Source organism: Lachnoanaerobaculum sp. MSX33 (genome assembly GCF_000512995.1).
Taxonomy (GTDB): Bacteria; Bacillota; Clostridia; order Lachnospirales; family Lachnospiraceae; genus Lachnoanaerobaculum.
In genome coordinates this window covers 1-13,461 of record NZ_AZXX01000061.1, presented here as the reverse complement: position 1 = coordinate 13,461, position 13,461 = coordinate 1, and the positions used below count along the sequence as shown (strand labels likewise).

Below are 13,461 nucleotides of genomic sequence, written 5' to 3'. Positions count from 1 at the left end.
TTATATATATCACACAAAAATATCTTTGTAATTAGTATTTTCTGATACTGAAGTCATCCGATATGAGATTATAAAAGACCGGAATGTCGATCTTAAAAGAGATTAATCTTTTAAATACGGCATCCCGGTCATGGGAATTTAAATTATACTAAAATAAATTAGAATGTCTTTAAATCATCTGCAACCTTAAGAGGTGCCTCTGTCTTTGCTATAACATCTTCCACACTTACGCCCTCAGCTACTTCTGTAAGCACAAGACCTTCATCTGTAACCTTTATTACAGCCAATTCAGTAACAATTTCATCAACTGCATGAATAGCTGTAGCAGGGAGTGTGATATCTTTTAAAATCTTCGGTGCACCGTCTTTGGCGGTATGTGTCATAGCGACAACAACCTTCTTTGAACCTGTAACAAGATCCATAGCACCGCCCATACCGGGTACCATTTTACCCGGAACTATATGGCTTGCAAGATTTCCGTGAGCATCCACCTGCAATGCACCTAAAACGGTCATATCAACATGGCCTCCTCGAATAATCATAAATGAGAATGCGCTGTCAAAGTATGCGGCACCCGGAAGCACGGTAACATTTTGTCCGCCGGAATTAATTAAATGTTTATTTGCTGTTGCACTTGAAGCCAAAGGTCCCATACCGAGGATTCCGTTCTCTGACTGAAGTGTAATTTCTATACCCTCAGGTACATAGTCAGCCACCATTGTAGGAAGTCCTATACCTAAGTTTACCACGTCACCATCGTTTAAATCTCTTGCAACACGTCTTGCAATTCTCTCTTTTGACATTATGACTCACCTCCTACAAGATAATCTACAAATATTGCAGGTATTGCAACATTTTCAGGCTGTATATCGCCTACAGGAACTATAAGTTCCGCACCTGCAATAACAACATCGGCAGCAGTTGCCATAACTGTATTGAAGTTTTTGCTGGTAGCCGTAAAGTAAAGGTTTCCCTTCTCATCGGCTATTGTTGCACCGATAAGTGCAAAGTCAGCTCTTAAAGGTTTTTCCAAAAGATAATCTTTACCGTCAATATTTAATACCTGCTTACCTTCGGCAACCTCGGTACCTACACCTGTAGGTGTAAGTACACCTCCAAGTCCTGCGCCGCCGGAACGTATTCTCTCTGCAAGTGTACCCTGAGGAGAAAGCTCAACCTCCATAGTGCCGTCATTCATCTTTTGTCCTGTTATAGGATTTGTACCTATATGTGTTGCAATAACTTTTTTTACCTGATTGTTGGCAACCAGTTTACCGATACCTGTGGTAGGAGTTGCCGTATCATTACAAATAAGCGTTAAGTCCTTTACACCTTTTTCAACTAATGCATCAATAATCGGTTCGGGTGTACCGCATGCTAAAAATCCGCCTACCATGATTGTAGCGCCGTCATTGATACCTGCGATAGCATCTTTGATTGAAACTATTTTCATTTTGTCTCCCTTTCTACAACAATTGCTGTGCCCATTCCACCACCTATACACAGTGTAGCAAGGCCGCATTTAACATCTCTTTTTTGCATCTCAAAGAGTAAAGTGGTGAGTATTCTTGCACCTGATGCTCCGATGGGATGTCCAAGTGCGATTGCACCGCCGTTTACATTTGTGATTTCTCTCTTAAATCCGAGTTCGTTGCATACTGCAAGAGCCTGTGCCGCAAAAGCTTCGTTTGCCTCTATAAGTTCAAGATCGTCGGCTGTGATACCTGCCTTTTGCATTGCTTTTTGTGATGCCGGAATTACTCCGAGTCCCATTACGCTTGGGGCAACACCTCCTGAAGCATATCCCTTTATAGTAGCCATGATAGGAAGATTAAGCTCAAGTGCCTTTTCCTTTGATGCGATAATGAACATTGCGGCACCGTCATTGATACCTGAAGCATTACCTGCAGTTACAGTACCGTCTTTTTTAAATGCCGGTTTAAGCTTTGCAAGATTTTCGATTGTAGTATTGAACTTAGGATATTCATCCGTATCAAATACCTTAGGATCGCCTTTTCTTTGAGGAATAAGTACAGGAACTATTTCATCTTTTAATCTTCCGGTCTCTATAGCTACCTGTGCTCTTCTCTGGCTTTCAACCGAGAATACATCCTGGTCTTCTCTTGTTATTCCTTTTTGTTCAGCAATATTTTCAGCTGTCACGCCCATGTGATAGTTGTTGTAAGCATCCCAAAGACCGTCTGTAATCATCTCGTCAATCAATGTTTGATTACCCATCTTAACGCCGAATCTTGCGCCTTTAACAAGATATGGAGCGTTTGACATGCTCTCCGTACCGCCGGCAAGAATGATATCCGCATCACCGGCTTTTATAATCTGTGCTGCAAGTTCAACAGTTCTAAGACCTGAACCGCAAACCTTATTTATTGAAAATGCGGGTGTTGTATTTGGCAATCCCGCTCCGAGTATTACCTGACGAGCGATATTCTGGCCAAGTCCTGCTCCTAAAACATTTCCTATAACGGCTTCGTCGATAAGAGAAGCGTCAATGCCTGCACGTTCAATAGCTCCCTTTGCTGCAGTTATACCGAGGTCTACTGCACTTACACCTGCCAATGAACCGCCGAAACTACCGATAGCTGTTCTTGCAGCACTGACGATAACTACTTCTTTCATATTTTTCACCTCACTTATTCTATAAAAGTGGACAATACCGATTGAGTAAACTTTTTTGTATTGTCAGATATATGTATCACATATAGCATATCACAAGTGTAATCAATTATCCACCCCTTGGTTATTCAAAATTGCTATAAAAAAAATAATATGTTTTTATATATATCTTATTTAAACAATGTGTTATAATAAATAAAAATATTGGTATGTAAAAAATATTAAAGATGAGTCGTGTTTAATCTTTTGCAGATAATAAAAAGAACAGCAAAATAATTTTGCTCAATATAAATGAAAAAAATATATGTTTTAAGCATGATGATATTTCGATTTTAGAATATTGTTATGCAAAATGGATATAATAATTAGTCGAAAAAACTAATTGATTGTCGGATACATATATGTTATATTTTTATCATATGGATTTACATGTCAAGCTTGATTCCTGACATGCAATATTGACAAGGAGGTGTTTTATGGGTTTTGTAAGGTTTGATACAGAAGGTGCTGTAGGTATTGTTACAATAGACAGACCGAAGGCGCTCAATGCTTTGAACTCTGAAGTACTGGCTGAGCTTGATGCTTGCTTTGACAGTATTGACACTAATACAATCAGAGCCGTCATTTTGACAGGTTCAGGAGATAAGTCTTTTGTAGCAGGTGCCGATATAGGTGAAATGAGCAAATTAAGTCCGGTAGAGGGTGAGGCTTTCGGAAAGAAGGGAAATGATGTATTCAGAAAGATAGAAACTTTCCCTGTTCCTGTTATAGCCGCTGTAAACGGATTTGCACTTGGCGGAGGATGTGAGATTGCTATGAGCTGTGATATTCGTATATGCTCAGATAATGCAGTGTTCGGTCAGCCTGAGGTGGGACTTGGAATCACACCTGGATTTGGCGGAACACAAAGACTTGCAAGAATAGTCGGCGTAGGAATGGCAAAGCAGTTGATTTATACAGCAAGAAATATAAAAGCTGATGAGGCGTTTAGAATAGGGCTGGTTAACGCTATATATTCACCGGAGGAACTTATGCCTGCCGCAAAGAAGATGGCGGCTACTATAGCACAAAACGCTCCTATTGCAGTTCGTGCATGTAAGAAAGCTATCAATGACGGACTTGATGCGAAGATGGACGATGCGATTGTGATTGAAGAAAAGCTCTTTGGAAGTTGCTTTGAAACACATGATCAGATAGAGGGTATGAACACTTTTCTTGAAAAGAGAAAAGAGAAGAATTTTACTAATTCATAAATACCGGTTTAATATAAAAAATTATAAAAAAGTCAAAAATATATATTTTAATTCAGAAAGGATAAAAAAATGAAAGTTGGTATTATCGGTGCAGGTACAATGGGTTCAGGAATTGCTCAGGCTTTTGCAATGACAGAAGGATATGAAGTAAGACTTTGTGATATTAAGGAAGAATACGCACAGGCAGGTTTTGCAAAGATTCAAAAGAACATCAATTTCCTTGTAGGAAAAGAGAAAATATCAAAAGAGGCCGGAGATGCAATTATTTCAAAAATAAAAGTAGGCCTTAGCGATATCTGCAGTGACTGTGATTTGATTGTGGAAGTAGCGCTTGAAAAGATGGAAGTTAAGCAGCAGATTTTTAAAGAGCTTCAGAATATAGTTCCTAAGGATTGTATTTTCGCTTCAAATACTTCATCACTTTCTATCACAAGAATAGGTGAGGCGCTTGACAGACCTGTAGTAGGTATGCATTTCTTTAACCCTGCAGACAGAATGAAACTTGTTGAGGTAATCGGTGGAGAAAAGACACCTGCAGAATTGGTGGAAAAGATTAAGAAGATATCTGAAGATATAGGAAAGACTCCTGTACAGGTTAAAGAAGCACCGGGATTTGTAGTAAACCGTATCCTTGTTCCAATGATCAATGAAGCAATCAATGTATGGGCTGCAGGCACAGCAGATGCTGAAGGTGTAGACACAGCTATGATTCTGGGATGCGCACATCCTATGGGACCTCTTCATTTGGCAGATCTTATCGGACTTGATATATGTCTTGCCATTATGGAAGTTATTCACAATGAGACAGGGGATGACAAGTATTTACCGGCTCCGAAGTTAAAAGAGCTTGTAGCTGCAGGTAAGCTTGGTAAGAAGACCGGAGAAGGAATATTCTCTTATAAGTAAAATATATATCCCCTTTTTACAGTTAAAATGTAGAAAGGGGTTTTAATGTGAGATAGATACAAAAGGCGGGTTTGTATTTACTATATAGGTGAAAGAAAACTAAGAAAGGATAACGCAAACAAAGACTTTCACTATTTATGTTTGCACTTGGATTTATTCAAGTAGGTATGATTCATGGATTTTACTTTAGACAAGAAACATGAGATGGCAAGATCCCTCTTTAGGGAGTTTGCCGAAAAGGAAGTAAAACCTCTTGCAATAGAGGTGGATGAAACGGAAATATTTCCAAGAGAGACTGTAACAAAGATGGCAAAATACGGTTTCCTTGGTATTCCTGTAGCAAAGGAGTATGGAGGACAGGGAGCCGATCCTCTTGCATATGTGATGTGTGTAGAAGAGTTGTCAAAAGTATGTGCTACAACAGGTGTTATTGTTTCCGCTCATACATCACTTTGTGCAGATCCTATCGCTATGTACGGTACACCCGAGCAGAAGGAAAAATATCTTGTTCCTTTGGCAAAGGGAGAGAAGCTTGGAGCTTTCGCACTTACAGAGCCTAATGCAGGTACGGATGCACAGGGTGCGGTTACAAAGGCTGTGCTTGACGGTGACGAGTATGTACTTAACGGTTCAAAGATCTTTATAACAAACGGTAAAGAGGCTGATATCTATGTTGTAATTGCTTGTACAGAGATAAAGGTGGATGCAAAGGGCAGACAGAAGAAGATTTTCTCCGCATTCATAGTTGAGAAGGATACACCGGGATTCGGATTCGGAACAAAGGAAAAGAAGATGGGTATCAGAGGTTCATCTACTTATGAGCTTATTTTTACAGATTGCAGAGTTCCAAAGGAAAATATGCTCGGTCCTGCAGGTAAGGGATTCGGTATCGCAATGCATACTCTTGACGGCGGTCGTATCGGTATTGCCGCACAGGCACTTGGTATCGCTGAGGGAGCACTTGAGAGAACCGTTGCATATGTAAAAGAGAGAAAGCAGTTCGGAAGATCTATCGGAGCATTCCAGAATACTCAGTTTGAGCTTGCAAATATGGCAACCAAAGTAAAGGCGGCACAGATGCTTGTATATAGAGCAGCTATGGCTAAGGCAACACAGAAGACATATTCGGAGGAAGCGGCTATGGCTAAGCTTTATGCTGCAGAAGTGGCAATGGAAGTTACCACAAAGGCAGTACAGCTTCACGGCGGATATGGATATACAAGAGAATATGAAATTGAAAGAATGATGCGTGATGCAAAGATTACAGAAGTATACGAAGGTACAAGTGAAGTACAAAGAATGGTAATTTCAGGCGCATTGCTTAAATAATTGTGCTATTACGAATGGAGGATGTCATGAAGATAGTTGTTTGTATTAAACAAGTGCCGGATACAAAGGGCGGTGTTGTTTTTAACCCTGACGGCACATTAAACAGAGGAGCTATGCTTACAATTATGAACCCGGATGACAAGGCGGGTCTTGAGGCTGCTCTTAGACTTAAAGATAAATACGGTGCAGAAGTTACTGTAGTTACTATGGGACTTCCAAAGGCTGATGAAGTGCTTAGAGAAGCTATGGCAATGGGCGCCGACAAGGCTGTGCTTATAACAGACAGAGTACTTGGAGGAGCCGATACATGGGCTACATCACAGACTATAGCCGGAGCACTCAGAAAATTAGAGTATGATCTTATTATCACAGGTCGTCAGGCTATAGACGGAGATACTGCACAGGTAGGACCGCAGATTTCAGAACATCTGGATTTACCTGTTATCAGCTATGCACAAAAGATAGAGATTGATGGCGACAGCGTCGTGGTAGAGCGTCAGTTTGATGACAGATATCATGTTTTAAAAGCAAAAATGCCTGTACTTATTACAGCTTTATCAGAGCTTAATGAGCCAAGATATATGACTCCGGGTGGTATTTTTGATGCTTATGACAAAGAAGTAACTGTATTCTCAAGAGCGGACCTTGTAGGAGTTGATGACTCAAATATAGGTCTTAAGGGTTCACCGACACAGATTGCAAAAGCATCCGATAAGGTTAGAAAGGGTGCCGGAGAGCAGGTAAACCTTGGTGCATCAGAGTCTGTTGACTACATCATAGGCAAGTTAAAAGAAACACATATCATCTAAAAAGGAGTCGTTTATGAGACAAAATACAGAAGAATACAGGGGAGTGTTTACATTTGCCCAGCAGGTAGACGGCAAATTGAGCGGTATTTCCCTTGAACTTATAGGAAAAGGTAAGGATTTGGCTGCTGATCTCAATACTGAGGTTACAGCAGTATTACTTGGATCTGATATAAAGGGACTGGTTGAAGAACTCGCCGAGCACGGTGCTGATAAGATAATAGTTGTAGATGATCCTAAACTTAAAGAGTACCGTACAGAGCCTTATACACAGGCACTGTCAGCGGTTATAAACGAGTTTAAGCCTGAGATATTCATTATCGGTGCTACAGCAATCGGTAGAGATCTGGGACCCAGAGTTTCAGCAAGAGTAGGAACAGGACTTACAGCAGACTGTACACAGCTTGAGATCGGTGATTATCCATTGGTTGCTATTGCAGGAAGAGAGCAAAAGCATAATCAGCTTCTTATGACAAGACCTGCATTTGGTGGAAATACCATAGCTACTATCGCATGTCCTGAGAACAGACCTCAGATGGCAACAGTTCGTCCGGGTGTTATGCAAAAGAAGGAAAGAGTTGCAGGAGCAAAGGCGGAGGTAATAGACTTTGATGCCAAGCTTGAAGAGAACAGCAAGTATGTTGAGATTCTTGAGATAGTAAAAAATGCCAAGACAACGGAAGATATCATGGCTGCAAAGATTTTGGTATCAGGAGGTAGAGGTGTAGGTTCTGCTGAGAACTTTAAGATACTTAAGGATTTGGCAGATGCACTTCATGGCACTGTAAGCTGTTCAAGAGCTGTGGTTGATGCAGGTTGGATGTCAAAGGATATTCAGGTAGGACAGACAGGTAAGACAGTTCGTCCACATCTTTATTTTGCAATAGGTATTTCAGGTGCTATACAGCATTTGGCAGGTATGGAAGAGAGCGACATTATCATCGCTATCAATAAGGATGAGAATGCGCCTATCTTCAGCGTTGCCGACTATGGTATAGTAGGTGATTTGAACAAGATAGTTCCTGCACTTACAGAGAAGATTAAAGCGGAGCTTGCTAAAGAAGATTAATATTGTAAAAATTTTGAGGCTGTCACACTAAGTGATTAATGTGCAGCCTCTTTTTTACCTGGACATATCTATTGACGCTTAAAACTTATGCATGAACACAAATCTGGTAAATAAATACTCTGATATAATAATGATTACATATTGAACTCATTCTTTATTATATAGCCAAATAAATCCTGTGGAAGAAGTGTTAAATTTTCACTCTTTATTCCATTAATTGAATCTCTCATTTTTTTGCCTAAAATTTCTTTACTAAAAAAATGCTTCCTATAATCACTCGGTATTAAATCCTGTATTTTATTAGCTTTTCCTACAAAATTTGCAACTTCCATCTTTTTTCCATCAATACTTAATTTATATTTATTTATAGCCTGATTAATTGAATCTAAATCATCTGATGTAAACTTTCCAGTCCCCTTAGCTTCCATCAGTTGATCTATATCTTTTTTCTCTTTAAAATAAATTTCATCCATTATCCAATTGTTAATAGCATTATATGTTCCAATTTTATTAATTTGATAAGATCCATTTGGTTGCTTCATTTTATACCATTCAATCAATTTATTTTCAAACATATTTTGATTTGTTGTTTTAAAATAGTGTTCAATAATAGCATTCTCCCATTTTTCTACCATTTCATCTTTCAAATTACTCTTCAGGTTAAGTGCATCTTTCATAAAGTCGTCTAATAAATTAAAACATTCACTTTCTAAATCCAATAATCCTTTTATTAGTTTTTCAAAATCTTCATTTTCTGTTGGATTATTATTTCCGCAATGTTCGAATTGCCATTCTTTGAATTTAAGGCTAATTTCTTCTCTAATATTTTCTTCACTAATTGTGTGGCATCCAACAGTACGCAGCATATTTATGGTTTCGCTTATATATTTTATCTGTTTAGCATTTTTCTGTTTTTTATGAGCTATTCCATTTTGTCCATATAATCGTGTGACTAAACTTGAATCAATAATCACATTATATAAATCAAATATTGCCTTTATATATTTTGCATTAAAATTCATAGCAGGAAGGATAGAATCTTTATACCCACAAAACATCCATAAATGGTTTGCAATTTTTTGTTTTATTTCATCATTAATTCTCTTCGTGTCTTTCTCAAAAGAGATAATTTCAAGTTCGGACATTACATGTTCCCCCTATTCTTTCTTCCAGTTTCAGTATATGCTGAAAAGCCAGTATACCCGATTCCAATTTCTAGATCTGAAATCAGCCTATTCTTATTAGGGAGTATTCTTTCTCCAATATTATTAGCAAAAACTCTTACTCCTCTTTTTTTTCCCATATCCATCGGAATTCCAGATACTTCTAAATATCCCGAGGTCTGATTATCTGAATTATAAAGTCTACCTGAATACTTTTCAGATATTCCTGGTTCTTTACAAACTATATATGGAACTCTCATTCTTGCTTGAGATGCAAAAGAAGCTGTACCCTTTTTATCCATACTGGCAATAGTCTTATATGCCATTAAGTAATCCCCAACCGTTTGAATTATTGATAATGCATAAATCAAATACATAATTGGTTTCTTGTTCTCACCTTTACAATTGATATATGCTTCACAAATATCAAAAATAACTTTCCAGTTTTCATTTTCAATATATGTAAGTTGAGCCTCCTTATTTCCAATATTTAACGGTCTCTTATTAAATAATAACCAAGCCACTCTAAGTTTTAAATACAGAGCAAAAGCATCATGTTCTATACAAGTTTTATATTCTTCTTTAGATAAAAAATCAAATACCTTTTGACATATGTCTAACTGCTTATCTGATAGAAGATCACTATATATTTCTCCTTTTTCATCCCCACTTATATGTAATAGTTTATGTTTATCTAGTTCTTGTTGGCATACAAATACTATTGCATATGCTTTATTTTTTGATAGACACTCATTAAACACTCTTACAAACGAATCATCCTTTTCTCCTTTTTCCACAACATCAATGTCTACAGGATATTCGGATGCCATTCCCTCAATCTTTACAATATTCTCCTGAATCTCATCTCTTCCATTCATCCCTCTGTTAACTATATCCAAGGTTCTAGCTTCTTCAACATAGCCTCTAATTTCACTCAAAATAGAAAGTTTTTGTTCATCACTACTAAGTTTTGAATACTCATGTTCAAATAATTTAAACATAGCATTATATGAAAAGCCATTAACAGGATTTGAATTAATAGCTCTTACTAAAAATGGATATATCTGAAAATACTCTGGTGTTATAACATCATTATTATTAATTTTTCTATTACTTTCCACTAACTTTTCTATAGCTATTTTACAATATGCAATCTCATATGCAAAAATATTAATTTGATCCTGGATATATTTTTTTTGAATTGAATCAACTATTGATTGTGCATCTTGTAGCCGGTTTATACAAGTTTGAGCTAATTCTAAAGCTTCGTTCAATTTATTTACTCTTTTTTCTCTAAACTCATCCGTATTATTTCCCTGTAGTTTTTCCCATAGTTTACCATAATATTCTCTTGTAAATGTAATTTCTAATTGAGCAAGAGTACTGTCAAAACTATCTGAATTTGAAAGTTTTCTTATACTGGAAAGTTTAGAAATAACTTCATCTAAATGCTGTAGTATTTGATGATGTTCTTTTGTCTCCATTTCATTATTGTAATACTCTGAATTAGGTCCCATAATTCTAGCTAAGTTAATCAAAGCATACTTTATATCTTCATCTTCTTGATACTCATTAACATATAGATCAAGCATTTTCACCAAAATCTTTATCTTCTTTTCACCGTCTATTCCATTGTTTTTAAGAAAAATATCTGCCTCTCTTGAGTTTCTAAACCTAAAAATAAATTTGTCATGAGAATCTGTACCATAAAAAAGCCATGGTATAGAAGTAATGATAAAATCAAAAAGCTGTGGATCCCCATATATTGAATCAGCTGTCCTATCTGAATCAACAAACAGCATTGAGAATGCAAGCTTATATGGAGATGTCAATTTATATTTACTAAACAATGCAATAGCTGAATTAAAAGAGTTTAAATCAAAATCTCTGTTTGCCTCTATTTTTTTTTGTTCATTATGTTCAATAGCATTAATTGTACTTTCTTCCAACTTAATTCCTGCTTTGAGTAAAGCTTGATACATCGGATTTAACAATCTCTCTTCTTTTTTACGATGAGTTATCATATTTAATTGATTTTTTACATAATACCCAACTATTCTCTGTTCTAAGTTTAACCCTTCAGCCAGTCGTTCCCTCAATTCATCCCGTAATAGAAAATAGTACATAAAAATATCATTTTCCTCACTTAACCTCTCATTCAAAATTTTCTTTTCTTCTCTACTCAAATCACTATATTTGTCAATTTTCTTAGCTAAATTTTTTTTATCCTCCTCAGATAAGTCTCTGTTTGTAGCAACAAACAAAGCACGACCATTACTATAAACATATTTCCCACTATTATCTTTTTCATCAGCATTTATCAGTGAAAAATTATCCTTTAACTCTAACTTCCATGCTTTTTTAATATTAGATTTTTTCTCGGAATGTGGATTAATATTAACATCTTCTTTACTAGCTCCCCTATAAGCGGTACATACTAAAACGAAACGTCTCCCAAGATTGTCTAATAGCCTGCTTAAATTTCCTGCAATATCCTCAACATTTCTATAAGCTGCCGTATCCCATATTATTAAAATTCTTTCGTCAGATCCCGGAACTCTCTCTACTTCGCTTAGCAACTTATTTAGTAAATCAAATTCACGTCCATATTCATTATTAAATGATATCTCTTCATTTTTTATGAAAACCACCGGGTTCTTATGTTTTTTAAATACTCTGTATGCAATAGCTGCTAACGCAATACTTTTTGAGGTTCCAGGGTCACCTTCCAAAATAATTGGTAACCTTTTATTTTCAGAATCATGTGCTAAATCTTTGCCATCCAGTGAGCGTTCTACTAGTTTTAACAGGGTTTCTTCAAAAGGTCGTTTTAAATGATAATTCAGTTCAGGAAAGTATCCGTACCATTGAGGAGATACAGATGAATTATCCAAAAAAAGTTCATAATATCTTCTTTGTTCGATTTCCCCTATAGGCTTTATTCCATTGACATTTTCATCTGTTAATAGTTGAGCAAAGTTTTGACATTTTAATAGTATTGTATTTTCGATATAAGCTGCTTTATTCCCTTTATAGAATAACTGCTTTGGCGAACTTGTTTCCACTTCGCTTAAAACACTACCCGCATAATCGACGGAATTTAATGCATCACTCAACGATGATTCACACCAATAATCATTTCTATTTTGGACAAGTTCCTTCATCTTTTTTGTAAAGTCGTTATTTATGCCATCATTGAATATAAAAACTTTTGCTCCCCTTATCTGACTCAATCTAGGAAAAAAAATTTCAAACTTCAATTCATTACAATCTGTAGGATTATAACCTATAACAACTAGCTTACTTCTTGTATCTAACTTGTTTACAATATTTCCCATGATATCAGATGCATTCATATCTGCAGTCATATCATCTAGTTCATTCTTTCCTTCAAAGCCCAGTAATTGTATAACAGGTAAATTTATACTACTAAAAGATACGTTTTTAATTTCTTTTAGCTCCGTGTAAATATCTGTATCCCTTTGTTCAGAGGAGAAAAACTTTCCAAAATCCCCTCTTTTCTGACTTGTTATTACAAATCTCCACTTTTGTGATAATACAACATTTGTTAAGTCTTCCATTTTTATCCCTTGACCAACAAATAATCCAACATTATATAGTTGCATGCTCTCCAAAAGTTCTGTAATCATCTTGTTAATCATCACAATATCCATTTTCATTCTTTCTCCTGTTTTTAGTATTTTTCTATCTTATTATGTACATTAAATTTTTATCTTACTCCACTATCCTTATATCTCCAACCTCCAATCACATACACTGCTATTGTGATAAGCATATAGTTAGACTCAGTATTCTGATTTTTTGCCGTTTCGATTAATTCATTAATCGCAATATTATATGTTAAGATCTTTCCGTCTAAAAATTAAATTACATTCTCAATTACAGATGTAAGTGACATGTACATCTTATAATACGTGATAACTATATACATCATAATTAGGTGACCTCTGTTCTTACTCTATCTTAATAATTAGATAACAGTCTGAAAAGCTCAAAATCTACACAACTTTTAGTGTATAGACATAATAGTTTTTGGTTAAACTTAATTCACAGAAACTAAAGTTAACTTTCTATTGATTTATTTCAAAAAATCATTCTAATAATTAACTGTAAGTATAATCATATTATAGCATATAACATAGAAGGATAGATATCTTTAAAAAAAAATTATGTGTTTGGGGTTGTTAAGAATTGGTTCGCAACAAACATTTTTATGGACATCAGTTCTCGATTACCTAATTTTTTTATCTTTAAGAAAAAATATGTCAAGCATAAATGAT

10 protein-coding genes are annotated in these 13,461 nt (G+C 36.1%); 5 read left to right on the top strand and 5 right to left on the bottom strand.

What is annotated here, in order from left to right; all coding sequences use genetic code 11:
- Positions 1–158: 158 nt before the first annotated feature.
- From HMPREF1495_RS05690 to HMPREF1495_RS05680, 3 genes are read right to left on the bottom strand one after another with little or no spacing between them, the layout of a single operon-like run.
- Positions 159–803 (bottom strand): 3-oxoacid CoA-transferase subunit B, encoded by a 645-nt coding sequence (locus HMPREF1495_RS05690; RefSeq protein WP_034212811.1) that lies wholly within the window; start codon positions 801–803, stop codon positions 159–161.
- On the bottom strand, positions 803–1,453 hold the full coding sequence (locus HMPREF1495_RS05685; RefSeq protein WP_009663214.1) for a CoA transferase subunit A: 651 nt from the start codon (positions 1,451–1,453) through the stop codon (positions 803–805). The genes HMPREF1495_RS05690 and HMPREF1495_RS05685 overlap by 1 nt, the downstream gene beginning before the upstream one ends.
- On the bottom strand, positions 1,450–2,637 hold the full coding sequence (locus HMPREF1495_RS05680) for an acetyl-CoA C-acetyltransferase (RefSeq protein ID WP_034212807.1): 1,188 nt from the start codon (positions 2,635–2,637) through the stop codon (positions 1,450–1,452). Before HMPREF1495_RS05680 ends, HMPREF1495_RS05685 begins: the two co-directional genes overlap by 4 nt.
- 473 nt (positions 2,638–3,110) lie before the next feature.
- Here HMPREF1495_RS05680 and HMPREF1495_RS05675 point away from each other — a divergent pair, with 473 nt between their 5' ends.
- The 5 genes from HMPREF1495_RS05675 to HMPREF1495_RS05655 all read left to right on the top strand — a co-directional run bounded on the left by HMPREF1495_RS05675 (position 3,111) and on the right by HMPREF1495_RS05655 (position 7,997).
- Positions 3,111–3,887, top strand: coding sequence for an enoyl-CoA hydratase-related protein (locus HMPREF1495_RS05675; RefSeq protein ID WP_034212805.1), 777 nt, complete (start codon positions 3,111–3,113; stop codon positions 3,885–3,887).
- 69 nt (positions 3,888–3,956) lie between these two features.
- The gene (locus HMPREF1495_RS05670; protein WP_034212803.1) at positions 3,957–4,793 is read left to right on the top strand and encodes a 3-hydroxyacyl-CoA dehydrogenase family protein; all 837 of its coding nucleotides are present in this window, start codon (positions 3,957–3,959) and stop codon (positions 4,791–4,793) included.
- A 174-nt stretch (positions 4,794–4,967) separates the two neighbouring features.
- On the top strand, positions 4,968–6,122 hold the full coding sequence (locus HMPREF1495_RS05665) for an acyl-CoA dehydrogenase (RefSeq protein ID WP_034212801.1): 1,155 nt from the start codon (positions 4,968–4,970) through the stop codon (positions 6,120–6,122).
- A 26-nt stretch (positions 6,123–6,148) separates the two neighbouring features.
- Entirely contained in the window at positions 6,149–6,931 is a 783-nt protein-coding gene (locus HMPREF1495_RS05660) for an electron transfer flavoprotein subunit beta/FixA family protein (protein WP_034212799.1), read from the top strand.
- Between the two features lie 13 nt (positions 6,932–6,944).
- Positions 6,945–7,997: an electron transfer flavoprotein subunit alpha/FixB family protein gene (locus tag HMPREF1495_RS05655; RefSeq protein WP_034212797.1), complete on the top strand. Its 1,053-nt coding sequence runs from the start codon at positions 6,945–6,947 to the stop codon at positions 7,995–7,997.
- A 134-nt stretch (positions 7,998–8,131) separates the two neighbouring features.
- Here HMPREF1495_RS05655 and HMPREF1495_RS05650 read toward each other — a convergent pair whose 3' ends face one another.
- Together HMPREF1495_RS05650 and HMPREF1495_RS05645 are read right to left on the bottom strand one after the other, a co-directional pair.
- Positions 8,132–9,142 carry a hypothetical protein gene (locus HMPREF1495_RS05650; RefSeq protein WP_034212795.1) on the bottom strand — a complete coding sequence of 337 codons (1,011 nt, stop codon included), beginning with the start codon at positions 9,140–9,142 and terminating at the stop codon, positions 8,132–8,134.
- Entirely contained in the window at positions 9,142–12,840 is a 3,699-nt protein-coding gene (locus HMPREF1495_RS05645; protein ID WP_034212793.1) for a hypothetical protein, read from the bottom strand. Before HMPREF1495_RS05645 ends, HMPREF1495_RS05650 begins: the two co-directional genes overlap by 1 nt.
- Positions 12,841–13,461 lie beyond the last annotated feature (621 nt).

Bases quoted from the DNA above. Each gene is read 5' to 3' on its own strand.
- HMPREF1495_RS05655 (WP_034212797.1), top strand. From the start codon at position 6,945: ATGAGACAAAATACAGAAGAATACAGGGGAGTGTTTACATTTGCCCAG.
- HMPREF1495_RS05680 (WP_034212807.1), bottom strand. From the start codon at position 2,637: ATGAAAGAAGTAGTTATCGTCAGTGCTGCAAGAACAGCTATCGGTAGT.
- HMPREF1495_RS05675 (WP_034212805.1), top strand. From the start codon at position 3,111: ATGGGTTTTGTAAGGTTTGATACAGAAGGTGCTGTAGGTATTGTTACA.
- HMPREF1495_RS05650 (WP_034212795.1), bottom strand. From the start codon at position 9,142: ATGTCCGAACTTGAAATTATCTCTTTTGAGAAAGACACGAAGAGAATT.
- HMPREF1495_RS05670 (WP_034212803.1), top strand. From the start codon at position 3,957: ATGAAAGTTGGTATTATCGGTGCAGGTACAATGGGTTCAGGAATTGCT.
- HMPREF1495_RS05660 (WP_034212799.1), top strand. From the start codon at position 6,149: ATGAAGATAGTTGTTTGTATTAAACAAGTGCCGGATACAAAGGGCGGT.
- HMPREF1495_RS05685 (WP_009663214.1), bottom strand. From the start codon at position 1,453: ATGAAAATAGTTTCAATCAAAGATGCTATCGCAGGTATCAATGACGGC.
- HMPREF1495_RS05665 (WP_034212801.1), top strand. From the start codon at position 4,968: ATGGATTTTACTTTAGACAAGAAACATGAGATGGCAAGATCCCTCTTT.
- HMPREF1495_RS05645 (WP_034212793.1), bottom strand. From the start codon at position 12,840: ATGAAAATGGATATTGTGATGATTAACAAGATGATTACAGAACTTTTG.
- HMPREF1495_RS05690 (WP_034212811.1), bottom strand. From the start codon at position 803: ATGTCAAAAGAGAGAATTGCAAGACGTGTTGCAAGAGATTTAAACGAT.